18 protein-coding genes and 1 pseudogene are annotated in these 25,524 nt (G+C 53.0%); 7 read left to right on the top strand and 12 right to left on the bottom strand.

All coding sequences use genetic code 11. The annotated features are described in order from the left end of the window. Positions 1–43: 43 nt before the first annotated feature. From GC101_RS16615 to GC101_RS16585, 6 genes and pseudogenes are all read right to left on the bottom strand, one after another. Positions 44–931: an ABC transporter permease subunit gene (locus tag GC101_RS16615; protein WP_171718142.1), complete on the bottom strand. Its 888-nt coding sequence runs from the start codon at positions 929–931 to the stop codon at positions 44–46. A 15-nt stretch (positions 932–946) separates the two neighbouring features. Beyond that, on the bottom strand, positions 947–1,927 hold the full coding sequence (locus GC101_RS16610) for an ABC transporter permease (protein ID WP_343049728.1): 981 nt from the start codon (positions 1,925–1,927) through the stop codon (positions 947–949). A 183-nt stretch (positions 1,928–2,110) separates the two neighbouring features. After that, the gene (locus GC101_RS16605; protein ID WP_171718141.1) at positions 2,111–3,130 is read right to left on the bottom strand and encodes a LacI family DNA-binding transcriptional regulator; all 1,020 of its coding nucleotides are present in this window, start codon (positions 3,128–3,130) and stop codon (positions 2,111–2,113) included. Positions 3,131–3,241: 111 nt separating this feature from the next. After that, a pseudogene (fabZ, locus tag GC101_RS36170) lies at positions 3,242–3,755 on the bottom strand (3-hydroxyacyl-ACP dehydratase FabZ). 1,416 nt (positions 3,756–5,171) lie between these two features. After that, a complete protein-coding gene (locus GC101_RS16590) occupies positions 5,172–6,560 on the bottom strand; it encodes an MATE family efflux transporter (RefSeq protein ID WP_171718138.1) in 1,389 nt (462 codons plus the stop codon). A 44-nt stretch (positions 6,561–6,604) separates the two neighbouring features. After that, on the bottom strand, positions 6,605–7,036 hold the full coding sequence (locus tag GC101_RS16585; RefSeq protein WP_197074262.1) for a MarR family winged helix-turn-helix transcriptional regulator: 432 nt from the start codon (positions 7,034–7,036) through the stop codon (positions 6,605–6,607). A gap of 371 nt (positions 7,037–7,407) precedes the next feature. Between GC101_RS16585 and GC101_RS16580 the strand changes: the two genes are divergently transcribed. Next, complete coding sequence (locus tag GC101_RS16580) at positions 7,408–8,241, top strand: SDR family oxidoreductase (RefSeq protein ID WP_171718137.1); 834 nt, start codon at positions 7,408–7,410, stop codon at positions 8,239–8,241. A 90-nt stretch (positions 8,242–8,331) separates the two neighbouring features. Next, positions 8,332–8,910, top strand: a complete 579-nt coding sequence (locus GC101_RS16575) for a TetR/AcrR family transcriptional regulator (protein WP_171718136.1) — start codon at positions 8,332–8,334, stop codon at positions 8,908–8,910. Positions 8,911–8,964: 54 nt separating this feature from the next. On the opposite strand, the gene GC101_RS16570 is transcribed toward GC101_RS16575, so the two are convergent. After that, complete coding sequence (locus GC101_RS16570; protein ID WP_171718135.1) at positions 8,965–9,720, bottom strand: YheC/YheD family protein; 756 nt, start codon at positions 9,718–9,720, stop codon at positions 8,965–8,967. 212 nt (positions 9,721–9,932) lie between these two features. Between GC101_RS16570 and GC101_RS16565 the strand changes: the two genes are divergently transcribed. Together GC101_RS16565 and GC101_RS16560 are read left to right on the top strand one after the other, a co-directional pair. Beyond that, positions 9,933–10,748: a DUF6492 family protein gene (locus GC101_RS16565; RefSeq protein ID WP_171718134.1), complete on the top strand. Its 816-nt coding sequence runs from the start codon at positions 9,933–9,935 to the stop codon at positions 10,746–10,748. A 14-nt stretch (positions 10,749–10,762) separates the two neighbouring features. After that, positions 10,763–12,088 carry a sugar phosphate nucleotidyltransferase gene (locus GC101_RS16560; RefSeq protein WP_171718133.1) on the top strand — a complete coding sequence of 442 codons (1,326 nt, stop codon included), beginning with the start codon at positions 10,763–10,765 and terminating at the stop codon, positions 12,086–12,088. Positions 12,089–12,144: 56 nt separating this feature from the next. Here GC101_RS16560 and GC101_RS16555 read toward each other — a convergent pair whose 3' ends face one another. The 4 genes from GC101_RS16555 to GC101_RS16540 form a co-directional block, all read right to left on the bottom strand. Further along, positions 12,145–15,636 (bottom strand): glycoside hydrolase family 2 TIM barrel-domain containing protein, encoded by a 3,492-nt coding sequence (locus GC101_RS16555; protein ID WP_171718132.1) that lies wholly within the window; start codon positions 15,634–15,636, stop codon positions 12,145–12,147. A gap of 53 nt (positions 15,637–15,689) precedes the next feature. Then, a complete protein-coding gene (locus GC101_RS16550; protein WP_171718131.1) occupies positions 15,690–17,300 on the bottom strand; it encodes an extracellular solute-binding protein in 1,611 nt (536 codons plus the stop codon). A gap of 403 nt (positions 17,301–17,703) precedes the next feature. After that, the gene (locus GC101_RS16545) at positions 17,704–18,498 is read right to left on the bottom strand and encodes a Nif3-like dinuclear metal center hexameric protein (protein WP_171718130.1); all 795 of its coding nucleotides are present in this window, start codon (positions 18,496–18,498) and stop codon (positions 17,704–17,706) included. A 36-nt stretch (positions 18,499–18,534) separates the two neighbouring features. Further along, positions 18,535–20,619, bottom strand: coding sequence for an alpha-glucuronidase family glycosyl hydrolase (locus GC101_RS16540; RefSeq protein ID WP_171718129.1), 2,085 nt, complete (start codon positions 20,617–20,619; stop codon positions 18,535–18,537). Between the two features lie 292 nt (positions 20,620–20,911). Here GC101_RS16540 and GC101_RS16535 point away from each other — a divergent pair, with 292 nt between their 5' ends. Further along, complete coding sequence (locus tag GC101_RS16535) at positions 20,912–21,817, top strand: AraC family transcriptional regulator (RefSeq protein ID WP_171718128.1); 906 nt, start codon at positions 20,912–20,914, stop codon at positions 21,815–21,817. An 82-nt stretch (positions 21,818–21,899) separates the two neighbouring features. Here GC101_RS16535 and GC101_RS16530 read toward each other — a convergent pair whose 3' ends face one another. Beyond that, positions 21,900–22,532: a GntR family transcriptional regulator gene (locus GC101_RS16530; protein ID WP_246354370.1), complete on the bottom strand. Its 633-nt coding sequence runs from the start codon at positions 22,530–22,532 to the stop codon at positions 21,900–21,902. A 244-nt stretch (positions 22,533–22,776) separates the two neighbouring features. Between GC101_RS16530 and uxuA the strand changes: the two genes are divergently transcribed. Both uxuA and GC101_RS16520 read left to right on the top strand, forming a co-directional pair. Then, positions 22,777–23,853: a mannonate dehydratase gene (gene uxuA, locus GC101_RS16525; RefSeq protein ID WP_039304050.1), complete on the top strand. Its 1,077-nt coding sequence runs from the start codon at positions 22,777–22,779 to the stop codon at positions 23,851–23,853. Beyond that, entirely contained in the window at positions 23,854–25,470 is a 1,617-nt protein-coding gene (locus tag GC101_RS16520) for a mannitol dehydrogenase family protein (RefSeq protein WP_171718126.1), read from the top strand. The last annotated feature ends 54 nt before the right edge of the window (positions 25,471–25,524 follow it).

Genomic DNA, 25,524 nt, shown 5'->3' with positions numbered 1-25,524 from the left:
GTAGAAACCGATTTCTTTTGATAAATACGCCCCCTCTTCTTCTCTACTCTTTGACCGCCCCCATCATCATGCCGGAGATAAAGTACCTTTGAAGAACTGGATACATCGCAACAATCGGCAGGGTAGTAATAACAATTGTTGCTAGTTGAACCCCTTTGGTGGTGGTTTCAATCACGGCGGAGCCCCCGATGTTCTGCATCGACTGGGTCTGTGACTGCACGATAATCTCATACAGCTTCATCTGCAGCGGGTAGAGCGCCTGATTGGTGATATATAGCTTCGTTGTCATGAAGTCGTTCCATTGCCCCACCCCGTTGAACAGAGCGATTGTCGCCATAGCGGGCATGGAGAGCGGAATGAAGATTTTCAGGAAAATATGCCAGTCGCCTGCGCCGTCAATCTTGGCCGATTCTTCAAGCGAATCCGGGACATTCCGGAAAAAGTTCATCAGAATGACAACGTCGTAATAGCTGAATAATGCGGGTATGATGTACACCCAGAAGCTGTTCAGGAGTCCGAGCGATTTAATGAGCAGGTAAGTCGGAATCATCCCGCCGGAGAAAAACATCGTAATGACGCCCATCGCCACATACAGCTTGCGGCCGCGGATGTATCTTTTGCTGAGACCGTAGCCGATCATGGCGCAGAAGAACACATGGGTGAAGACCCCGACGAAGGTTTTGGAGATGGAGACCAGGAAGGACTGCCCGATGCTGCTGTCATTGAATACCGCGCGGTAATTCTCCAGCGAGAATTCCTTGGACCAGAAAATAAATCCGCCCTCGGCAAGAGCCTTGCCTGAGCTCAAGGATGAAATAATGACGTTCCATAAGGGAACGAGAATAATAACCATGAAGATTACCAGCAGAACCATATTGACCGCGTCAAAGATCCGGCTGTCGATATCTTCTTTAACCACCTTTCGGTTCACAGCACATGCCTCCTTCTATAACACGGATTGATTATCATTTAACTTACTGGTGATTTTGTTGGCCGTAACCAGCAGGATCACCGATACGATGGAGACACCCAAACCAACGGCGGTCGCATACGAGAAGTCACCTTGCGTCATCCCCATACGGTATACATACGAATTGATGACCTCCGCTCTGGCCCGGTTCTGGGAGTTCATGAGGACCAGCGTCTGATCCAGATTAGAACCGAGTAAACCGCTTACAGTCAGAATCAGATTCAGGCTGATAATCGACTTCATGTTCGGAAGAGTGATATTCCAGATTTGCCGGAGCCGGCTGGCTCCATCTATTTTGGCCGCCTCGTAGTAGGTCGGATCGATTTTTGACATAATGGCCAGATACAGGATCGTGCCCCATCCGGCTTCTTTCCAGATATCGGACAACGTGGCAATCCACCAGTACTTGCCGGAATCCAGCAGAATGTTGGACGGCTTCGAGATCAGTCCCAGATTCAGCAGCAGCTCATTGAACAAGCCGGAAGTAGAGAACCAGGTGATCAGCATCCCGCCGAGAACGATCCATGACAGGAAATGCGGCAGGTAGGAGATGGTCTGGACGAATTTTTTGAAGCGGCCCATGTTCAGCTCGTAAATCATAATGGCGAGAATAATCGGAATGATAAACCCGATCCCAAGCTTCAGGAAGCTGATGCCCAGCGTGTTCACGACCGCATCCCAGAAGTATTCGTCAGACAGAATAATCTTGAAGTTATCCAGCCCCACCCAGGGTGCGGAAGATAGTGTGTCTATGACCGTGTAGTTCTTGAAGGCAATTGTCAGACCGTAAATCGGTATGTAGCAAAAAATAATCATAAAAATAATGCCCGGCAGAATCATCGATTGAATCTCCCACTGCCTTTTGTAATCGATTACAAACTCTTTGATCCGCTGCCTCATAGGCTTCTTGGCGTTCGGCGGCATTGAAGTTGACGGTACTACTGCTGTTTTATTCACGTTCTTCTCCCCTCCAAATCAAGAAATCAGATGTTTAAATCAATAAAAACGTTTTTATTTCCGCGCAAAAAAAAGCCCCCCTGCTGTGCATATTTTTATATAACAATGAAGTAGAAACAGAAGGAAACCTAATCGTGCGAAAACATATGGATATTTATATCTGGAAACGACCAATTCTGCCCTTTACGGGCGGTCATTCCGGTCTATCTTTACATGGCTTGAGCCTCTTACTACCAGTTCACCCTGCAATTTCTGTACGGCGCCTTGCTCTTTCTCTTGAATCATACGCACCAGGTGGTCAATTGCCAGCATGCCCTGCCTTGCGATCTGATTCCGCACTGTCGTGAGCGGCGGCGAGTAGTATGGAGCGATATCAATATCATCGAAGCCCATTACGCTGACATCCTCCGGCACCTCATACCCGTAGCTCTTAAGCGCCTGGATACAGCCGATCGCACTGATATCATTACCGGCCAGGAAGGCGTCAGGCAATTTCTCGGGATGCACGCGCATAAAGGCCTTGACGGCATTATAAGTGCTGTCTTCCTCAAAATAACCCTGAAGAATATAATCCTCATCCACCGGAAGCTGATATTGGCGGAGTGCAGTCAGGTAACCTTCCTTACGCTGCACACTGTCGAACATCGTATCTACGCCGGAGATATAGGCAATTTTCTTATGCCCCAGGCCGATTAAATATTTGGTAGCCTCATACCCGGATTCAAAAGAATCAAAAATGATGCTCCCCATCCCCTCGTCCTCCAGCACCCGATCCAGAAATACCGCCTTAATCTTGTCTTTCTTCATCGCGGCAATATCCTTCTCGTCGATGCCCAGCTCCTCGTAGATAATGACACCATCCACGCGCCGTCCGAGAATATTGCTCATGACCACCTGTTTATCCTTGGTGACAAATACATTCAGGCCATAACCCAGGCGGTCGCATTGACGGGCCATGGATTCTACCAGCTTGTAGAAGTATGGACCTGACACACTTGTGGTGAAGAACCCCAGCATCTTGGTCGTACCGGATTTCAGCAGCTTACCGTTCAGGTTCGGAACATAATTCAGGCGCTGCGCTACCTTCAGCACATGGGATTTGGTCTCCGGGTTGAGCACATCCACGTCATTCAAGGCGTTGGAGACCGTGGAGATGGAGACGCCTGCTTCTCTGGCAACGTCTTTAATCGTTATCTTTCCCATATCATTGTTCCTCTGCAATAAAAACGTTTTTATTGTTTATAAAATAGCATGAAACCGTTTTAAATACAACACTTTTTCTCATGATCTTTCTCCAGCCACCTTTTCCGCTAGTTATTGCCCGCTGAACGCAAACATAATCTCTGCCTCGCACACCCGCTCACCGTCTACAGTGGCGGTCCCGGTTCCTTTTACAATCATCCCTTTGACGCGTGTGACCTCAAATTCAAGGCGCAGCTGATCTCCCGGCTTCACTTGACGCTTAAACCGGCAGTTGTCGATTCCCGTGAGCAGTCCGATGGTGCTTCCGCCCTCTTCCTGCTTGGACATGGCTAGACCGCCTACCTGGGCCAATGCCTCTACGATCAATACACCCGGCATCACCGGATATCCGGGGAAATGCCCCTGGCAGATCCCCCCCCAAAGTGGTGCTTAGGCTTTGATGATTACTCAGGTACTTTGCGGGGACCCCAAAACATATAAATCCCTAATTAAAAATAGGTTCGTTTATACTCACATTTTTAATCCCGACCGCCCGCTTGCCTTCTTCAAGCTCGGTGATCCGGTCTACCAGCAGAAACGGATAACGGTGGGGAATCCGCGCCTGAATTTCATTGACGTCCAGCATACAGTAACTCCTCTGTGATTAAATTTATCTCATTTTACTATAAAGCAGCTGGATTTAGCTATGCAGGAGTTGGGCGGGCGGATGCGGGCGGCAAGTAACCGGGGTGAAGTATGTTGCGGAGGACTGGCGGTAGTTCGGGCGTGGGCGGTGGGTGCCAGTGGCTGGCGGGGTGCGAGCGTGGGCGTGGGTGCCGGTGACCGGCGGTGGTGCGGGCGGGGGCGATGTTGCCGGTAACTGGCGGTGGTGCGGACGGGGGCGCTGGGTGCCGGTGACTGGCGGGGTGCGGGCGGGGGCAGTGGGTGCCGGTAACTGGCGGGATGCGGGCGGGGGCGGTGGGTGCCGGTAACTGGCGGGGTGCGGGCGGGGGCGCTGGGTGCCGGTGACTGGCGGGGTGCGGGCAAGCACGAGTTGGGAGGTGAGTGTAGACGGCGTGTTATAGTTGCAGGCGATGATGAGGCGTATTGAGAGACGCGGTCCCCCTTCGTTCCACTCACTAGCCCACTTGCAGCAGAATTAAAGGGATTTATCCCTCTAATTTCACTCATCCCGCCTACTTTTGGCGTATTTAATGGGATTTATCCCTCTAATTTCATTCATCCCGCCTACTTTTGGCGTATTTAATGGGATTTATCCCTCTATTTCCCTCATTCTGCCTACTTTCGGCGTAATTAGTGGGATTTATCCCAATATTTTTCATCTGCGCCCCACCTCCACCGGAACCAAGGGCACTTTTGCCCCTCATTTACCTCTCCACGCCCACTTCCACCAGAATCAGGGGCACTTTTGCCCCTCATTTACCTCTCCAAGCCCACTTCTGCCGGAATCAGGGGCACTTTTACCCCTCATTTACCTCTACAAGCCTACTTCCTCCGGAACCAGGGGCACTTTTGCCCCTAATTTCCCCCTCCAGGCCCCCTTCTACCGGAATCAGGGGCACTTTTGCCCCTAATTTACCTCTCCACGTCCACTTCTACCGGAATCAGGGGCACTTTTGCCCCTAATTTACCTCTACAGGCCTACCTCCACCGGAACCAGGGGCACTTTTGCCCCTCATTTCCCCCTCCAGGCCCACTTCTACCAGAATCAGGGGCACTTTTGCCCCTCATTCCCTACTCCAGGCCCACCTCCACCGGAATCAGGGGCACTTTTGCCCCTCATTTACCTCTCCAAGCCTCCTTCGGGGGTCCCGTGAATACACTGCATAATTTCCTAAACACCAAAAAACCTTGGATATAAGTTAAACTTAAGAATGTTGATCAGCCGATGGACGACCCTCCTGCAGAGCAAGAAGTTCGTCCATGCAGCAATTCAGATTCTAAGTTTACCCTATATAGATTCAAGGTTTTTAAAGAAATCTAAGTAATTTACTCAGGGCTTCAGGGCTTCTGAGCTTAAAGTCCCCAGTGCTTCAGGGCGTCACACCGACGCCACCGGCGCAGCCCCCTCCGGATCATCTACACTAGCCATGTTTCTCAGCTTCCGGTTGAAGCCTAGGAACAGGATAACACCCAGGAGACTGGTGGTCACCTCGGTAACGGTCATGGACCAGATCACGCCATGCAGGCCGAAGAAATGATGCAGCACGATAATCACCGGGATATAGAGCACGCCTTGCGTAACTGCCATAATTCCCGCCTGTGCGCCTTGGCCTGTAGCCTGGAAAATGCTCATGAACAGACCGGTGAAACCATTGAACAGCGCGGAGATGAGCATGGCTGCCAGGATGTAAATCCCCATGCTGATCACCGAGTTATCATTGGAGAACAAATGCAGGATAGGTCCCCGGAACACATAGACCAGACTGACAAATACCACCGCAATGCTGGCGATATAGCCAAAAGCATACTTAATACTTGAGGTAAGTCTGGCTCTGTTCCTGCTGGCATAGTTAAAGGCGAAGAGCGGGATCAGGCCCAGGAACAGTCCCATCGACAGGAACTCGGGAATCTGCACAATTCTCAGCGCCACCCCGAACCCGGCTACCACATTATCACCATACTGAATGGAATAGTTATTAAGCAGCAGTGTCGTCACAATCAGAAAAGCGCATTGCAGCAGCTCCGTGATGCCGACTTTATAGATCTCCAGCTTATCCTGCAGGGATATTCTGAAATGCTTCAGGAACCCCCTGAGATTCTCACTCCGTTTCTCCAGATAATAGAGATAATAGAGTGCCGAACCGAGGTTAGCGAGGCACATGGCCAGCGCCGCTCCGGCTACATGCCAGCCCAGAATCAAGATAAACAGCGGGTCAAAGATCAGGCTGAGCGCCGTGCTGATAAAAATACCATACATCGACTCCTTCGACGCCCCCTCCGCGCGGACCAACTGTTCGAGCGCAAAGTTAAGCACAATCGCGAAACCGCCGGCGAACATCGTCAGGGCATAGGTCTTCGTGTAATCGAAGGTTGCCGCATCCGCACCGAGCAGGCGGGTGAGCGGATTAATCGCCAGCAGTGCCAGCAGGGCGATAACGATCCCGGCGATGATGCTTGCATAGAAGGTATATCCGGCGATCCGCTTTCCCTTCTCCGTATTCTTCTCCCCGGCCAGCCGGGTGACGAAGGTTCCGCCCCCCACTCCGAACACATTGCCGAAGGCCATCAGGACGGTAAAAATCGGCAAGCCCAGCGTGATCGCCGTCAGCATCCCCGTATTATGCAGCAGGCCGATGAAATACGCGTTGATCACATTGTAGACCGTTCCGACTGACATGCCGATCATCATGGGAACCGACAAATGGAATATCGCCTTTTTCATTGGAGCGGATTCCAGGTAATATTGGTTGGATACTTCCTTGTTCATATTCATTCCTCCAAACGTGTACTTTCATAATCCAATTCATTCCATTACAAGCTTTGATTAACTTTGGACAGCAGCGACAATAGGGTTGATGCCTCCTCTTTGCTGAGCTGCCGGGTAATACCGGCTTCAACATCCGAGAACATCAGGTTGAACTCCTCGACCAGGATAACTCCCTTCTCCAATACGGTCAGCTTCTTCTGACGCTCATCCTTCTCATGGGTGACGCGGGCGATATAGCCTTTCTTCTCCAGGCCCTGGAGCATGCTGGTGATGCTGGCCCCGCGCCGCTTGAACTGCTCCGCCAGATCCTTCTGGATTACGCCTTTGTCCTGATTCTCATAGATATATCCGATCATCCGGCCTTGCGCGGAATTCAGTCCCAGCTCGTTCAGCCGGGCATCGGCAGAGCTCTTAAGCTTCAAGCCAATCTCACGGATCAAATCTGAATATGGTGTATGCAAAATAGGTTCGGTCATCTTCATGTCCCCTTGTCAATTAGATAGAATTCTAAGTAATATAGCAAGCATAGTAGATAGAATTCTAACTGTCAATGTTCTAACTATCTGGACATCTTCTAATTATCTGGATATCTTCTAGCTAACTGGATACCGAAGCAGACCTAAGCCTCTCCTCCTTTCGGCATAGCCTTGATCCCTGCTGCAGACCTAATGTACTTAGGAAATGTAAACTGAGTTTAAACGGAATCCAAACAAACAGCATATATACTTGCCCTTGACAATCCCCGCCGAAAGGATAATAATGTCCCTAGAATGATCATTCTAATGGATGGTATTTTTTTATCACACACTAGAATGATCGTTCGATCTAAAATTAGGAGGGAATATTCATGTCTACTAACACAGCAGCTCAAACGATTTTCATCACAGGTACCAGTTCGGGACTCGGAAAGCTAACGGCGATTCATTTCGCCAAAATGGGCTGGAATGTGGCGGCCACTATGCGTACACCGGAGAACGGGCAGGAGCTGCGCCAGTACGACAATATCAGGCTGTTCAAGCTGGATGTTACAAATCCGGACCAGGTGAGTTCGGCTGTGGATGCGGCTATAGACGCTTTTGGCAAGATAGATGTTGTTGTTAACAACGCAGGAATGGGCACCTATGGACCGCTGGAGCTGGCGGCTGAGAAGGATATCGATTGGCAATTCGCTGTCAATACCCGGGGACCGATCAATGTGATCCGCCGCTTCCTGCCTCACTTCCGGGCCAATGGCGGCGGGATGTTCATCAACATCAGCTCCTTCATGGGTGTGACCACTGCGGTGCCGCTCGGCTCTCTCTACAACATGTCCAAGTTCGCGCTGGAAGGATTAACTGAAGGGTTGTACTACGAGCTGAAGCCGCTGAATATTGAGCTGAGGCTGATCGAGCAAGGCGGTTCTTCCGGCAATAACTTCACGAATAATATCATCTGGAACAAAGATGAGAAGATTACAGTGTACGATGAGATGATGGAGAAACTGAGTGCGCTTATGGGAAACCGCGACAACAGCCAGCTGGATGACCCGCAAGTAATTGTAGATGCGATAGCAGACCTGGCCACCGGGGTAAGCAGCAAATTCCGGACGGTGATCGGCGATACAGGGAACAGCTTAATGGTGTTGCGTAATTCCGTGCCGATTGAAGAGTACCTGGAGACCATGGCGCAGAATAACCGCTAAAACGCAGTCATAATGCCGCCCCCTACGTGCCTTGACAAGCCGGAACCTCTTGCCTTACATTAGAATGAATGTTCGATTGGAGGCGGGTTTATGTTCGACAATTATAATAAGGTTCAGCAGGCCGTTCTGGAAACGACGCTGGGTCTGATTATTGAGAAGGAGCTTCAGGCGACTTCCATGTCGCTGATTGCCAGGAAATCCGGGATTTCTACCGGAAGCATCTATCATTATTTTGAGAGTAAAGAAGCAATCATCAATGAGCTGTATAGGGGTATCGTTACTTTTAACGGGCATAAGGTGCTTGACGGCATATATACCGGTGAACCTCTGCGCACCCGTCTGGAGCGGGCCTGGAGGAATCTGATCACCCTGTCACTGGAGTATCCGCAGGGCTTTCAATTTATCGAACAGTATTCGTTCTCGCCCTATATCTATGATGAAGTCAAGCAAGCGGCCTATGAAGGCGGCTGGTGTCATCCGCTGGAGAAGCTCTACGCCGAAGCCGTCGAACAGAAGCTGTTTACCGCTATGGACCCCAAGTTCATGGTGCAGATGCATTACGGCTCCATCGTCTATGTCGTGAAAAGCGCACTGAACCATTATCTGGACCTTAAGGACGAGGAGATCGAAGGTCTGATTGACTCCTGCTGGCAAAGCGTAAGCCTATAAAAAATGATTACAAAAGAAAGGCCTTGCACGTTGGCAGGCCTTTTTTTGTATGCTCTATGGCTTCAGGCTAAAACGCCGGTACCTCATCACTCTGCGGTACATGGATTTATCCTTAAGCTGATTAAAAATATACGGGTCAGGATTCATGTTCACTTCAATAATCCATGGCTTGAGCGTCCGGTCAAGGCCGATGTCTACACCGAATTGCCGGTGGCGCGGATAGGTCTTCTGCATTTGAACCGCGATGCGTGTGCCCAGACGGTTCAGTTCTCCCTTCAGTTGCGCGAGCTGGTGGGCCGACAGATGGGTAGAGAGCAACTGCTCCACTGCGGTCGGTTTGCCGCCGCTGTGGTAATTGGTTACTATTTTGCGCGGATGCCCCAGCCTGCCAATGATCCCGGTAGCCTCCCAGACGCCCTTGGGGCTGAGCTGCACCATCACCCGGATGTCGAAACGGCGCCCGCCCTGCTTCAGCAGATGGATACCTTTTTGAACCAGATAGCTCCTTCTGCCGATCTTCTTCGCCAGACTTTTATGAAAAGCTTCAAACGTATCGAAATGGCGCCGCGTTTCCTCATACTGGTACGTATACCCCTGCCGTTCCCCCCGCTCAGCGCGGATCACTCCATTGCCATAGGTTCCCCGTTCCGGCTTGACATAAATCATTCCATAGCTGTGAATCATCTGCTCCAGATTGCGTCTGGTAAACCTCCGGGTATCCGGGATGAAGGGGGTAATGGTTTGGTTCTTAAGCAACAATTGGGTCTTGTACCATTTGCTCTGACCTGACTGAACCTGCTTGGCTGTCACGCATGCACTCTCCTGTCCGGGAAGGGAGCTTCCATCCTCCCTTGATTTGCATAGTCGCTGCATTCTATGCGGAAGAAGGCGTATTTGAATAAAGCATCTGCCCCCTATGGGAAGATAAACTTTCAGCAGGATCATTGCCCTGTCAACCGTTAATCCGCAGGCATACCCTAGTGCAGACGCTCAAGTGTCAATATAGGTACGGAGATGAATCCATGTCAGCAGCTTCGGAAAATGTAACGAAAAACGGCCCTCCAATCGATGTTCTGATCCCGGCTATTGAAAAGGATCTTGCCACCCTCCCCCATGTGATCGACAGTCTCCGCCGCTCCGTCCGCCACCCTATCAGCCATATTTATATTGTCTCGCCGAACAGCAGCAAGATCAGAGGGCTGTGCTCCCGCAAAAATTGTGTCTTTGTCGATGAAACTACCGTTCTGCCGTTTACTAAGAAAGCTATCCGCTACTCCTCTTCCCGCTGGAACCGATCCGGCTGGCTGTACCAGCAGCTGCTTAAGATGAACGGGGATCATATTTGCCGCGAGAGATTCTTCCTGGTGGTTGATGCGGATACGGTGCTGATTCGCCCCCATCGTTTCCGTTCCGGCGGGAAAAGTATCTTTTATTGCCGCAGCTGGAGCCAGCCGGAATATTTCCGCACCTACCGGAAGCTGCTCGGCGCCGCCGCTCCTTCCCCTAAGTCTTTTGTTACACACTATATGCTGTTCGAGTCCGCGAAGCTGGCCAGTCTCAAAAGAACTATTGAAGCCCGGCACGGGATGCCCTGGCATGCCGCCATTCTCCGCTCCATCGACAAAACGAAGCAGTTCGGCTTCTCCGAATTCGAAACCTATGCCAATTATGTGTACAGCAGGAACAGCGCCGCTGTGCTGCTCAGGAACGCCAACAATAAAGCTCTGAAGACTCCGGCGGCTTCCCTGGGCAAAGCGCAGCTTCAGAAGTATGCCCGTACGTACCGTTCGCTGTCCTTCCATCAGCGCAAGGGATATTCCACTCCGCCCAAACCTTAAGGAGGCAGACCGCCTTGCATACTATTCTTCTAAGCGGGGGCTCCGGTATGCGGCTATGGCCCCTCTCCGGCAGCCTCCGTTCCAAGATGTTCCTGCCGCTGCTTCCTGCACCTGACGGGGGCACGGAGTCCATGATCGGACGCGTATGCCGCCAGCTCGCTCAAGCGGGACTTGACGAATCCGTGCTGTTCGTTGCGCATCAGGAGCAGCTGGCCATTACCCGCCGCTATACCGGAAACAAATTTCCGGTAATCGGGGAGCCTCACAAGCGCGGCACATTTACGGCAGCCGCCTATGGTGCCCTGCATTTGTACTCCGCAGGAAAGGCTAGACCGGAGGACATCATCTGCGTGGCTCCGGCTGATATGTATGCGGACGAAGACTTCTTCCGGCTGTTTCCTCAATTTCCGGATATTCTGGCATCCTCACAGGCAGAGCTCCTCCTGCTTGGGACCCAGCCTGCCTATCCTTCGGATCAATACGGCTATATTGTCCCGGCACAAGGAGGCACGGAGGCGTATGCTCAGGTGCTCTCTTTTGCAGAGAAGCCGGATATCGCCAAAGCCCGGGAGCTGATAGAGGAGCAGGCTTTATGGAACTGCGGGGTATTCGCGTTTCGGCTAAGCTTCCTGCTGTCGCATCTGCAGAGGATGGGGCTGCCCGCTGATCATGCGGCATTTGCTGTGCAATATGCCGGACTTCCGGTCCGCAGCTTCGACAAGGAAGTGGCGGAGCACAGCACCAAAGCAGTCGTTGTACGGCATAAGGGGGAATGGTCTGATCTGGGAAGCTGGGATACGCTGGCTGCCCGGCTGGACTCTCCGTTGACTGGCGAAGGAGGCCTATGGGGGGAATGCCGGGATACCCATATCGTCAATGAGCTGAAGGTGCCGCTGCATGTAATCGGTGTACCCGGCATAGTCGCCATAGCGAGCCCCGAAGGCATCCTGGTTGCAGCCAGGAAGGAAGCAAACATGATCAAGGATATCCTGCAAGAGCATTCTGTTCAGGAGCCGAGGTACGGTGAGGCCGGCTGGGGCAGCTATACCCTTCTGGACCAGGCAGCAAATGGCACCCGCCTTGTACTTACGATGATATTAAGACTGCTGCCGGAGCATGACATCCCGGAAATGGACTGTAAGCATTCTGCCAAGACATGGATGATTGTATCGGGTCACGGTGAGGTCACGGTGAACGGAGCCGCAGCCGCAGCATCGGCAGGCGGAATATTCACTATAGCCCGTGGAGACCGGCATGCGGTCAGGGCTGTCAGCACAATGAAGCTTATTGAGGTACGGATCAGTGAAGCAGGCGATGACGGGCGGATATATGGCAGCTGATAGAAAAAGGGATATCTCAAACGCCAGATGGTGGCTGTTTGGGATATCCCTGATTGCTATACGGACAGCAGAAACTGGAACCACTTGAAGTCAAACCGGCTGCCCGGCAGGAACAGGAAGGTGACCGTCTGGCTGCCGCTTACCGGCGGCTCCAGAATGAATTCACGCTCCGTATAGCTGCCGCTCCCGGCAAATTCAATCAGCTGCTTGGATTCGCCGCCGGGACCGCTGAACAGGATCTGCAGCGTATTGTTCGCAAGCGTTGAGCGTCCGCAGATGACAACCCGTGAGCATTCCGTCCCGCCAAAGTCCATCCCGGCAAATATAAGCGAGACATTGTTGCCGATCCCTTCAATGGCATCCTCCGTTATGGTGAAGGCATCCCCGTAAACGGCACTGTTGGCCTGTGCAGCCAGACGCTCATACGCCTTGTGCCTGCGGACAAACGAGAAGCCCTTCAGATGAATCTTCTTCCGCAGGATGAAGGACAGTGAAGTGATGCCTGTCAGCCTTTTGGGCAGCGTATAGCTTGCTTCCTGGTACACATTCCAGCGGGACGGCTTCTGGTAAGTGACTGTGGTGAGTAATTCGGCACCATTCTCTCCGGGAATGCCTTCCCATATCTCAATCGGGAATTCCTGATCATCCAGCGAGAAGATTGGCAGAACGATCTCATCGGCCCCATCATCCCCAAAGTCAATCCGTTCGAAGCAGATCCAGCTCTCCCCTTCCCGGGCTGTAGCTACACCGCGTTCATTGCCGTTGGTCAGATTCCGGCTATGGCTGCTGTTGAATCCCGAGGAGACAAATTCATACGGATTCAGATAAGCCTGGCCAAGCCCTGTAAGCTTGAATTCCATCTGTGAATAGAGCCGGATGCCGTCTGCGCCATTGGCTGTCCCGCAGCGGATGTATACATCGCCATCACCCAAAGCCGTGATTACGGCTTCATGCCCGCTGGTCTCAATGGTGGCAATATTGGCATCAATTCCGGCGGCGTTGGTGATCCGCCAAAGGACATCCTGCCAGGCGGCACCCTGCGGATGCAGCTTCACCCGGACCGGAAGTGACGGCTGCGCCGGCGTCAGAATATTACCCTCAGGGCAGATCATCTCCAGCTTACGGACCGGGATCTCCTCTTCCTTGCCGCTCTCCGGATTACCGGATGCCGCCTCTGCCTCCAGCGGGTTATGCGCATACAGATACAGCTCATCTTCAGCAATCGTTCCCGGTGCGGGAAGCACCGACCGCAGCGTAAGCTCAGCCGAAGCCAGATCCGCCGAAGCCGCACGCAGCGTAATCGTTCCGGGCTCCAATGTACCGGCAATCACTGCCAGCAGCTTACCGCTGAACAGGCGGCGGCTTACGCCTTTGTAGGAATCATAGTCCGTGCTGTCCCCGTTATCCAGACCGATCAGCCGTCCCGGGCCCTCAACACTGAGGTGAACCCGGTTATTGGCATTCGCTACCGGACGCCCCGACGGATCCAGCGTGCTGACCGTTACGAAGATAAGGTCCGTACCGTCTGCGGCAATCTCCTGCTTGTCTGGAGTTAACACCAGCGAAGCTGCATCCCCGAAGGAGGAAATCTGCTCCGTGGCGATTACATTCCCCTGCTCATCATAAGCAGCTGCACGCAGGACACCGTCCGCGTAAGGCAGCTGCCATTCTCCAAGCAGCTTATGTCCGTGGACATGATCGATGTCCACGCTGCCCTGCGACACTTCATTCATGAACAGCTCAATGCGCGGAGCATTCGAGCAGACCCGTACATCAATCAGCTGGCCCTGCGAGAAATCCCAGTAAGGAAAGATATGAATCATCGGATGCGTGCGGTAATCCGTCCATTCTGCCTGATAGATATAATAGGAATCCTTAGGGAAACCGGCGGTATCCAGCTGCCCGAAGTATGAGTTCTTGGTGTGATAAGGAGTCGGTTCCCCGATATAGTCAAAGCCCGTCCAGAGAAACTGTCCCAGCGAGAAGGAAGCATCCCGGTCTGCGGTGATGCAGGCCTCCGTGCTTTTGGCACCCCAGCTGGTCGAGCTGTTCCCCAGAGAAGAGCACTGCTGATCATCATCGGCCAGAACAGATTGAGCCAGCGGGAAATGATAGACTCCCCGGCTCTGTACTGTCGAGCAGGTCTCACTGCCGTAGATTATCCAGTCCGGATGTTCCCGGTGATGCTGCTCATAATATTTCTCCGCATAGTTGTAGCCTGCCACCTTGACGATATCGGCGCATTTCTGCGCATTCTCCCAGGGCATATAGTTCGAGCCAATGGTAACAAAAGCATTGCCGCGCGGATCATGGACCAGCACTTCCTCCTGCAGCTCCCGGGTGAGCTCCTGGCCGCGGCTGTCAGCGTGGGTATCATAAATCTCGTTGCCGATGCTCCACATCAGCAGGCTTGGCCGGTTGCGGTCCCGCCGCACCCAGCTGGCAATGTCGCGCTTCCACCACTCCGGATAGAACCGTGCATAGTCATAAGGCGTCTTGCTGCGCTCCCACATATCGAAGGCTTCCGACACGATCAGCAGCCCCATTTCATCGGCCAGCTCCATAAGCTCCACAGCTGGCATATTATGCGCGGTGCGGATGGCATTGACGCCCATTTCCTGCAGCAGGACGAACTGGCGGCGCAGCGCCGCCTTGTTCACAGCAGCACCCAGAGCACCGAGGTCGTGATGCTGGCAGACTCCGTATATTTTGACATGACGGCCGTTGAGGAAGAAGCCCTTGTCACTGTCCAGCTCCATCGTCCGGAACCCGAAGCTCTCCTTCTCCACTTCAATGACCTCATCGTCTGCCAGCAGTTCAGATTGCAGAGAATAGAGATGGGGACTGGTAATATCCCATAGCAACGGGTGATCAACCGTCAGGCGGCTGTGGTTATGTACGGCTGAACCGCCCTGCAGCACAGGCACCTCAGAGGTTCCTGCGGCAATTACTGTTCCTAGCGCATCCAGAATGCTATGCCGCAGCTTCAGCTCCCTGCCTGACGCCCCAGCTTCAGCAGTATGCAGCTCCACATCCACATCTACAGTCCAGGCTCCACCCTCCGCCGCTGCTCTGGCCGCAATATAAATTCCGTCAGCAGCCATATGCGTCTTCGACATTGTCTTCAGCCAGACCGGCCGGTAAATTCCGGCGCCGGAGTACCAGCGGGAATTGGGCGATTCGTGGATCACACGCATATAGACTTCATTGTCTCCCGCTATCACGTACGGGGTGATATCGAATTCAAAGGTGGAGTATCCGTATTTCCACTCCCCCGCCACCTGTCCGTTCACGTACAGCGTCGAGTTCATATACACTCCCTCGAAACGCAAGGACACATGCTCATCTGCAGGTACTTCTTCGAACGTAAGGCTGGTGCGGTACCAGCCCTCCCCGTTCTCGTAGAGATTGCGGGTATCATAGATCAGCCAGTCATGCGGCAGCGTAACCGTCATCCAGTCTGCACCTGCGGCCACCTCGGCAAGCTCCGAATGAAGCGGCTGCTTGCTGAACTGCCAGCCATTGCTGAGTTTCCTTTTTTGACTCATGGATAATTCCTCCTAAAGGTTTGGTAGTATAAGCCTGGAAATATGAGCATCGTCTAACGGTTCAGGTAACGTTCATAGGCCGCTTGTTGAATTTCCAGCGCGCGCCCGATGCCCAGGTCCCTCATCTGCTGCACATAGTTATCGTAATTGTCTACGGAATCGGTGCCCAGAATGATCTTGAGCTCAATATCTTTCACAAAAGCATTGATGTCGTTCATAATGCTGCTCATTTCATCCGCTTCTTCGGCGGTTGGCGTTACCGGAGGCAGCAGGTGGCTCTCATGATTGGTCTGTTTCCAGATGCCGATAGATTCTGTGGTTGCCGGATATTTCGCCGGCAGATTGTTGTCCTGCTGAATCATCGGGAAGTTGGTGCCGTGCGAATACTTGGACATGACCTGGTCGCTGCCGAGGCCTTCGGGATTCTTAACCACAAGATCGGTATAGACGGGCTTGCCGTTTTCCAGCGTATAGGTAATGCCTTCAATCCCATAGGTATTCAGCTTGCTGCCTTCTTCGGTAAAAGCATAATCCAGCCAGCGCATAGCGGCTTCGACATTTTTGGTTGTGGCTGAGATGGCTGCCGAGCTTGTCCCCGCATAGGCATTATCCAGCTGGCCGAACTCAGGAAGGCCGCCTTTGACCGCAGACGGGTATGGAGCGGCTACAAAATCGGCTTCCGGGTCCGATTCCTGCACGGCTGAGTTATATTTCTCAATATAGTACTGCCAGCCGATCGTTGCTCCGCTTACATTCGAGGTCATTTTCTTGTCAACGGTAGCGCCGTCAATCGAAGCGAAATCCTTGTCAATCAGCCCTTCTTTGTACCACCGGCTCATGGTATTGAGGTATTCCTTGTAGCCAGGCTCCAGATAGCCATAGACTACTTTGCCGTCGTTAACGTAGAAGTTACCCATCACACCGAACGCTCCGGCGAACCCTCCAGTCCGCTCTCCCAGGAATATCGTACGGAAGGTTACGGGTGAGGCTGCATTTTTCTTGTTTTTAAAAGCAGTCAGTACGGTATGCCACTCCTCAATCGTTTCCGGGATGCCGAGATTCAGCTCATCGAGCCAATCCTTGCGGATAATCGGCCCCCCGTAGACCCGGCCGATCTCCGAGCGGATGAACGGGAAGGCGTAATACGTACCGTCATCGGTTTTGATCATTTTGTCGATATCCGGGTTCTCCTGAAGGGTCTTCTTCAAGTTGGGCGCATATTGATCGATCAGATCATTGAGCTTCAGAATGTAACCCTGCTCCACGGCTTTATCAGGTCCGCCCGGGTATTGCAGCCAGGTATTGAGGAAGATATCCGGCAGCTCGCCCGAGGCCAGCAGCAGACTGAACTTCTGGTCGGTCATCGGTGTTCCGCCCAGCTGTCTGATTGCGATTCCTGTCCGCTTCTCATATTCGTCATCGACCGGCAGCCGTTCCGGCGTACCTCCCAGCTGTTCATTCATATAAGTCAGCTCTATGCCGCCCGTCATCGGATAAGTGAAAGCTGCCGCGGCTTCATTGGAAGCCGGGGCATTTCCGGCAGGAGTGACAGAAGCGCTTTCATAATTATCCTTCTTGGAGCTGCTGCAGCCTGCAGCAAGCAATGTGAGACCTAACACAACGATAAGCGGTTTATGCAGCTTATTGGATCTGGATGAATTCATCACTGGTACGACCTCCGTTATAGGTGTAGTTGATGGCTTGATGCCTCTACAATGTAAGCTGAATCTTGTATACAAACAATATTCAAAATGCGGAATCAATGGTTAAAAACGCAAAAGGAGAATAGAATAAGCCTGATTCTATCCTCCTGTCGTGAAATTGGCTATCCAGATGGCGCTTCATCTTCTGCACTGCCTAACCTCATATAGAATTCCACTATATGATAGTTGCGCCCGGGGGGCAATCCGCAATATGAACCAGACCGGCAGTCTGCATACAATGCCGCTGTCCAGCGCAATCCGGCGGGATGTTCCAGCTGAACGTTCAAAACCCCCTTGCCGGCAGGAGTCCTGAAGGGACAGCCATTGTCCCTTGGTCTTCATACCTTCAAAGAGGTTCCGTTAATTATACAATCTGATAAACGGGCTGTTCCTGAATGTAATGCACCGGCACATCCGGAAACTGCAAGGCCAGCCGCTGCGCCAGCAGCTTCATCCCCGGCGCTTCACTCTCCGCATGGCCCAGCATAATTAATGCCCGGCTTCGGCCCTGCCGGACGGCATCCCGGATATATTCCGGGGTCTCCCACTCCGGGCCTTCACCGGCGATAATCAGATCAAGTGACTCCTGCTCAAATAGGGGAATGGTAGCTGCACCACCGCCTCTGTAGCCAACCAGCACGCCCACTCTGCTGCATACAGCGGATAAATTGCCTGCTGCGCGGACATAGGGGATATGCAGCTGCTGCTTCAAATATCCGGCAATCTCTGAAACTGACGCAGCAGGGACCGAGAGAACAGAGACATGGGGCAGATGCCGTTCGACATACGGCTCCCATTCCAGCTCCCGCAGCAGCCCTTCTATGATCCCGTCCGGTGTATAGCGGTGCACATAATCATGGAAGCGGTAGATACCTACACCGGTGCTGGCGACCAGTTCAGATTTCTGCCGGTAGACAGGATCATTCTCCAGCCCCTCCCGGTTATCCTGATGGCTGTAATAAACACCTTCATGCGTAATGATCAGATTCGCGCCAAGCAAGGCCGCCTGCTCAATTACATATTGTGAAGCCGAGAAGGCGGTCACAATACCCTGCACTTCCGACTCTGGAGCTCCCGGCTCCAGCCTGTCTACCGTTCCATCCGGCTTGCGGATGCCTGCTGTTAAATGTCCGATAACCTGTCCGAAAGTGAGCGTCATGAGAACCTGCCCCTCCTAATAGTTCCCTATTAACTCTCAATAAATCTTGCGTGCTCCGGAATCTTCTATGCCGCTCTTGCGGTAAAAGTAAGTATTGATCTGGTCGCGCCACTCCTTGGCATGCGCAGCCTGTCCCCGCAGACGTTCCTCTACCTGCACATACAGCCCCTCTGCGATCCTGCCCTTCAATCCGCTCCAGGCAGCCAGCAGCCCGGCAGCACGTTCCGCACCTTCAAAATGGGTGTCATAGATATGCTGAATCACAGTTTTGCCGGAATGCAGCACATGGGTATACGGCACATGATGGAAGAACAGCAGCAGCTCATCCGGACATTCTTCCAGCGAATCATATCGCTGCGCATTGCTGCCCATATACTGGGCGCTGTAGCCGGTGCCTGTGGCCACAGTCCGGTCTACACCGATTCCCTGATGATCGGCATAATGGTAGGTACCCCATTGTGAATATTCATAGCCGTCCACATTAGGGCCGTAGTGATGCTCGGGATTAATCATCCAGCCCACGCCAAGCGGTGCCGTATAGGATTCGTAAATCTCCCAGGAATCCAGTAAAATCCGGCTGATTACGCCGGCAACCGCAGCGTCTGTACCAAACGTCAGGGCGATCCACTCCGCAGCAATTTCTTCCGCGCTAAGCTCCGGGTTCCAGGCCAGCCGCCCGAATCCGTAAAGATTCGCCTGGGCCAGCAGATGCCCGGTCCAATTCCGGTCATTGCCCACATTGGATACTGCAGCCACACCGCTGTAACGGTTGCCCCATAGCGAGCCGTCGACGATATGCTTCACCGGAGCGGTTCCACCTTGGGCCAGCGTGTCAAATTCCATAATCTCTTTCCACTGCGGAACCAGGTAACAGACATGACGCTGCTGTCCGGTATACTCCTGGGCAATTTGAAATTCAATCACCTGATTGGTCTGTTCAAGCGCCCCGAACAGCGGAGATACCGGCTCTCTGACCTGGAAATCCATCGGGCCGTTCTTGATCTGCAGAATTACGTTATCATGGAACTTACCGTCAAGCGGCTTGAAATGATCATAGGCTGCTCTCGCCCGGTCTGTCTTGCGGTCACGCCAGTCCTGCTTGCAGTTGTACACGAAGCAGCGCCAGATGACGATGCCGCCGAACGGCTCCAGCGCCTCCGCCAGCATATTGGCGCCATCGGCATGATCCCGCCCGTAGGTGAACGGGCCTGGCCGGTTCTCTGAATCGGCCTTGACCACGAATCCGCCGAAATCGGGAATCACCGTATAGATTTCAGCCGCTTTCGTCTTCCACCACTCCCGGACTCCGGCATCCAGCGGATCTGCGGTTCCCACTTCCCCTTCATGCATCGGACCGGCGAAGTTCACGCTCAGGAACAGGCGGATGCCGTACGTTCTGAATACATCAGCGATCCGGGCAACATCAGGCAGGTAGGTGGAGATAAACAAAGTTTCCAGCGCATGAACGTTCACGTTATTGATCGCAATGGCATTGATGCCTGCGGTGGACATCAGCCGTGCGTAATCGGTAATTCTGTTAAGATCATCCGTGAAGCGGTTATTCCCATAGAGGAAGGATCTCCCCGAATATCCCCGCTCTACACTGCCGTCGAAATTATCCCAATGGTTAATCATGCGCAGCGCGTTCACCGGATTCACGGTTTCATCCAGATGCTCAATGTCCTTCAGACTTCCGATCAGGCGCAGGAGGTGGAAGACACCATACAGCACACCTGCCGGTGAGGCAGCTCCTACGGCAATACACTTATGGGTCAGGCTGGTGCGGATCGCGAACCCTTCCGGTCCCACCGCCCGTCCGGCTGCTTCGTCAAATATGGCTTCGACCCGCGGATTGCCGCCGTTAAAGGTGCCGAATGCCACACTGAATCCGTCCGCAGCCGGTGAAGCCCCTGCCTCAATGTCCAGCATCGAGGCAATCCCTCTCTGCCATTCACGCAGCGCGGCTTGCACCGTCTCCTGCTCTTCCGTCACGGATACGGCTCCGCACCATTTCACATATTGCGTATATAGATTGCCTTGCGGCAGCTTCGGGTAGCTTAACCAGGCGTCGTATCCGCTGCCGGCTACTGCGGCAGTCTGATTGTCCTGTTGTTGTCTCATGCCAACATCTCCTCCAGTGTATTATTCATGCTTAGCGGGCGTATGACCGGGCAAGTGTCGCTGAGCCACGGATATTAACACAGCCGGTGAAGCCCGGGCTTCTGCGCCCATCTTGTATACTAGTTCCTGTTCAGGTTCATCCTACCACGCAGCCGCCGGACGGGAACATTGTCAAATCAAGCAATTATTTACCCAAATCAAGCAGGTTTCAGCTATACTAAAAACGGGATAATGGACCGCATAAAATGAATACACTCATTAATTCTAACGCAAGCGTCAGGGGGAGAATCTAATGGTTTCCGCTTTTTTACCGCCTGTTCTGGGACAATGCCTTAGTGAAACGATCATCCCGGATGTGAAAACCACGCTTAACCTGTTTGGCATGCATCTGCGCAAGGTCAGCGGGGAATGGGATTATCCGCTGCACGCCCATCCGCAATATGAATTCAACTATGTGCTGGAAGGGGAGCAGCTGTTTACCGTTAATAACCGCAGCTATATCCAGCGTGCCGGAGACTTAGTGTTGCTCCGGCCGGGAGATTCTCATGCCAGCCGCAGCGGAAACGGCCAGGCTTTTACGTATTTCTGCATTCATTTTGATATCGACGACAAGCTTCTGATCTCCTTGCTCAGCCGCCTGAATCACGTACTCTTCCCTTCCGCAAGCAATATTGCCCATAAGCTAGGGCCCATCCTCTCCAAATTGGTGGATATTTCAGGCTCTATCTCGGGGGACATCACCATGTCACAGCGCATGAGGCTGCAGTCCGCCGTCTTCGATCTGTTCGCCCAGCTGTGGGAAGCCTTCTCTATTGAAGCTGATCTGTCTTCCCCTGCCACCTATGAGAAGATTGAGCTGGCCCACCAGATCCGCAGCCGCCTTCAGGGGCTGGTCTACCAGCAATTCAAGCTGGAGCTGCCCTATGACAGCCATTACGGTATTGATGATATTGCCTCGGAGCTCGGGATCAGCGCCTCACACTGCTACCGGGTGTTCCGCCAGGTGTTCGGCATCTCGCCCCGGGAGTTTCTGTCCGAACAGATGCTCCATGAAGCCAAGGTCCTGCTGGATGATCCCAGCCTGTCCGTCAGCCGGATATCAGGCATTCTCGGCTACCGCGATATTGCCCATTTCAGCCGGCAGTTCAAGCGCTGGCACGGCACCTCACCGCGCGAATACCGCGAGTCCGGACAATAGGCCTCCATGCCAAATATCCCTGCCTTCATGTCACATGAGTGCAGGGATATTTGGCATCTGCCAGGCGGTCCAGAATACGGATTTATTTCTTGATATAAGTGGCGAAGTGCTCCTGAAAGTTCATCGAATCAATATCCGCCCGCAGATGATGATGCAGCAGCTCATCGATTCCCGTAGTGTCCCCCTGCACAATATAATCCAGCAGCTGCTGATGCTCCTGCTGAATTGTAGCCAGCTTCTCGTCCTTCAGCATATGCAGCTTCCGGTAGCGGATGTAATGCACATTGAACTGCTGCAGCACTCCCCACAGGAATTCGCGCCCGGCCAGGCCGAACATGGTGCGGTGAAATTGATCATCCAGCTGCAGGAAAAGCCCGGCCCCCTCGGCCTGCTCAATGCATTGCTGCTGCTGCGCAAGGTTACCCCTCAGCTCATGCAGCCCCTTCAGCGGAATATTACCGGCCAGCGACTTCATAATTTCCTTCTCCAGCACATTGCGGAGATAGATTACCTGCTCCACCGACTCCAGATCTATGTACGAGACCAGATTGCCTTTTTTGGGATAGATGTCAACGTACTGCTCCAGGGACAATTGCTTCAGCACATCCCGGATCGGCGTCCGCGACAGCTGGAAGCGTTCGGAAAGCGCGGTCTCACTGATCATCGACCCGGGCTTCAGCGCAAGCGAGAGGATTTCCTGTTTCAGATACGACATTATTTCTTTCTTGGAAGTCATGGAATGGACCAACTTTCTGTACGATATTCTTCTCCACTCATTATATAGAAAACAGATAGGAATTTCATTGACAAAGCATAAAGCTTATTCTATGATCAATACGAATCCTAACTTGTATACAAGATGATCATATCACAAAACGTTTTATCCGTAAGGTCAATTGTCACAAGGCTTCAGAATGACTTTATTTGTATTTATGTTTAATACCAAGGAGGAAATGACAATGAATATGACTTGGAGATGGTACGGCGAGGGCAACGACAATATTACCCTTGACCATGTACGTCAAATTCCGGGGGTAATGGGCATCGTCTGGTCGCTGCATCACAAGGTAGCGGGTGAAGTATGGGAAATGGAAGAAATCCAGAAGGTTGCCGATCAGATTACAGCCAAAGGCTTCAGCACAGCGGTTGTCGAGAGCGTTAACGTTCATGATGATATCAAGATCGGGCTGCCGTCCCGCGACAAATACATTGACATCTATATCGATACCATCCGCAAGCTGGCCAAGGTCGGCGTTAAGGTCATCTGCTACAACTTCATGCCAGTGTTCGACTGGACCCGTACTGAGCTGTACAAGGAGCTGCCGGACGGATCGAATGCACTCTTTTATGAAAAGGCTGCCATTACGGATAATCCGCGTGAAATGGTGGACCGGATTCTCAAGGGTGCCGGTGAATTCACAATGCCGGGCTGGGAGCCGGAGCGGCTGGAGAAGCTGGACGATCTGTTCGCGGCTTACGCCGATGTTACCGAGGATATCCTGTTCGACAACCTCAAGTATTTCCTGGAGCGCATTATTCCGGTGTGTGAAGAAGTGGATATCAAAATGGCCATTCACCCTGACGATCCGGCCTGGCCGATCTTCGGACTGCCGCGCATCATCCGCAGCCGCGATTCCATCCGCCGTTTCCTGGACATGGTCGACAGCCCGTATAACGGCCTTACCTTCTGCACAGGTTCGCTTGGAACCAATCCGCAGAATGACCTTCCGGCGATGATCCGCGAATTCCATGACCGGATTTATTTCGCCCATATCCGCAATGTGAAGGTATTCGAGAACGGAGACTTCATTGAAGTATCCCACCGGGGGCAAGATGGCAGCGTGGATGTGGCTGAGGTTGTCAAAGCTTACCACGAGAACGGATACACCGGCTATGTGCGTCCGGACCACGGCAGACATCTCTGGGGCGAAGAGAAAAACTGCCGTCCGGGTTATGGCCTGTATGACAGAGCGATGGGCATTATGTATCTGCTGGGCGTATGGGACAGCCTGGAGAATGCCAAGGGGGCGAAATAAATGCTGAGCCTCACCAGAAGCAGCATTGCGGAACGTGAAGCCTGGGAAGCCGCAGGTGTAGAGCTGCCGCAGTTCGATTTCGCAGCGGTAGCACAGAATACACTGGATAAGCCCGAGTGGATTCACTTTGGCGCCGGAAATATCTTCAGAGGCTTCGTGGCCAATGCCCACCAGAAGCTGCTCGACAGCGGCAAGGCAGATACCGGCATCATCGCTGCCGAGACCTTCGACTTCGAGATGATCGACAAGGTCTACAAGCCTTATGATAATCTGACTCTATTGGTACTGATGAATGCGCGCGGCGACTTCCAGAAGAGAATCGTCAGCAGCATCGTGGAAGGCCTCACAGCGGATAAGACCCGCGAAGCGGATTACAACCGCCTGACCGCAGTGTTCGAGAATCCCAGCCTGCAGATGGCCAGCTTCACGATTACGGAAAAAGGCTATTCCCTCACCGGTCCGAACGGCCAGTATCTGGGTATCGTCGAGAAGGATATCGCCGGCGGTCCGGATCAGCCGGTCCATGCGATGAGCATCGTCGCTTCCTTCGCTTACAAGCGTTATCTGAAGGGACAGTACCCGATGACCTTCGTCAGCATGGACAACTGCTCGCATAACGGCGACAAGCTGAAGAACGGCATGGTTACGATCGCCAAGGAATGGGCGGCCAAAGGCCATGTGGAAGAAGGCTTCGTAGCTTATCTTGAGGATGAGCAGAAGATTACCTTCCCGCTGTCCATGATAGACAAAATCACGCCGCGCCCGTCCGAATCGGTGCAGGCTGCGCTGCTGGAGCAGGGAATCGGCGGCATGGATGTGATCGTCACCTCCAAGAATACGTACACTGCACCGTTCGTCAATGCCGAGATCAGCGAGTATCTGGTGATTGAAGACAAATTCACCAACGGCCGCCCGGCGCTGGAAGAAGCCGGTGTAATCTTCACCGACCGTGATACGGTCAACAATGTGGAGACTATGAAGGTAACCACTTGCCTCAACCCGCTGCATACAGCGCTGGCTGTAACCGGCTGTCTGCTGGGTTATACACTGATTGCCGATGAGATGAAGGACGCCACATTGCGGAAGCTTGTGGAGATCATTGGCTACAAAGAAGGTCTGCCGGTTGTGGTAGACCCGGGCATTCTCAGTCCGAAGCAATTCCTCGACGAAGTGCTGCAGGAACGGTTCGCCAATCCGTTCATTCCAGATACCCCGCAGCGGATCGCTACCGATACTTCGCAGAAGGTCGGCATCCGCTTCGGTGAGACGATCAAGTCGTACATCCGCCGCGAGGAGCTCGATCCGGCGCAGCTGACCGCCATTCCGCTGGCGATTGCGGCCTGGTGCCGGTATCTGCTTGGCGTGAACGATGAAGGCGGCGTATTCGCACTGAGTCCTGACCCTCTACTGGAAGCTTTGCAGACCCGGCTGGAAGGAATCACGCTGGGCGCGAATGCAGAGCAAGCAGCCAAGGTGCGGGCGGTTCTCGAGGATCAAGCCATCTTCGGCGTTGATCTGTACGCCATCGGACTCGGCGAAGTCATCCAGGGGATGTTCACTGAGATGCTGGCGGGAACCGGTGCCGTAAGGGCTACGCTGGAGAAGTATGTCGGCTGATCTGATCATAGTCATTGGCAGATGAGATATGAGGTAGCATAGAGACAGACCGGG

The sequence above is a fragment of the Paenibacillus phytohabitans genome, assembly GCF_013141775.1.
In the GTDB taxonomy this organism is placed as follows: domain Bacteria; phylum Bacillota; class Bacilli; order Paenibacillales; family Paenibacillaceae; genus Paenibacillus_AQ; species Paenibacillus_AQ phytohabitans.
This window is presented reverse-complemented; position numbering and strand designations above follow the sequence as displayed.

What these genes read in the sequence shown, in the direction of transcription:
- GC101_RS16550 (WP_171718131.1), bottom strand. Translation starts at nt 17,300, where the DNA reads ATGAATTCATCCAGATCCAATAAGCTGCATAAACCGCTTATCGTTGTG.
- GC101_RS16580 (WP_171718137.1), top strand. Translation starts at nt 7,408, where the DNA reads ATGTCTACTAACACAGCAGCTCAAACGATTTTCATCACAGGTACCAGT.
- GC101_RS16520 (WP_171718126.1), top strand. Translation starts at nt 23,854, where the DNA reads ATGCTGAGCCTCACCAGAAGCAGCATTGCGGAACGTGAAGCCTGGGAA.
- GC101_RS16575 (WP_171718136.1), top strand. Translation starts at nt 8,332, where the DNA reads ATGTTCGACAATTATAATAAGGTTCAGCAGGCCGTTCTGGAAACGACG.
- uxuA (WP_039304050.1), top strand. Translation starts at nt 22,777, where the DNA reads ATGAATATGACTTGGAGATGGTACGGCGAGGGCAACGACAATATTACC.
- GC101_RS16555 (WP_171718132.1), bottom strand. Translation starts at nt 15,636, where the DNA reads ATGAGTCAAAAAAGGAAACTCAGCAATGGCTGGCAGTTCAGCAAGCAG.
- GC101_RS16585 (WP_197074262.1), bottom strand. Translation starts at nt 7,036, where the DNA reads ATGACCGAACCTATTTTGCATACACCATATTCAGATTTGATCCGTGAG.
- GC101_RS16535 (WP_171718128.1), top strand. Translation starts at nt 20,912, where the DNA reads ATGGTTTCCGCTTTTTTACCGCCTGTTCTGGGACAATGCCTTAGTGAA.
- GC101_RS16605 (WP_171718141.1), bottom strand. Translation starts at nt 3,130, where the DNA reads ATGGGAAAGATAACGATTAAAGACGTTGCCAGAGAAGCAGGCGTCTCC.
- GC101_RS16540 (WP_171718129.1), bottom strand. Translation starts at nt 20,619, where the DNA reads ATGAGACAACAACAGGACAATCAGACTGCCGCAGTAGCCGGCAGCGGA.
- GC101_RS16565 (WP_171718134.1), top strand. Translation starts at nt 9,933, where the DNA reads ATGTCAGCAGCTTCGGAAAATGTAACGAAAAACGGCCCTCCAATCGAT.
- GC101_RS16530 (WP_246354370.1), bottom strand. Translation starts at nt 22,532, where the DNA reads ATGTCGTATCTGAAACAGGAAATCCTCTCGCTTGCGCTGAAGCCCGGG.
- GC101_RS16590 (WP_171718138.1), bottom strand. Translation starts at nt 6,560, where the DNA reads ATGAACAAGGAAGTATCCAACCAATATTACCTGGAATCCGCTCCAATG.
- GC101_RS16545 (WP_171718130.1), bottom strand. Translation starts at nt 18,498, where the DNA reads ATGACGCTCACTTTCGGACAGGTTATCGGACATTTAACAGCAGGCATC.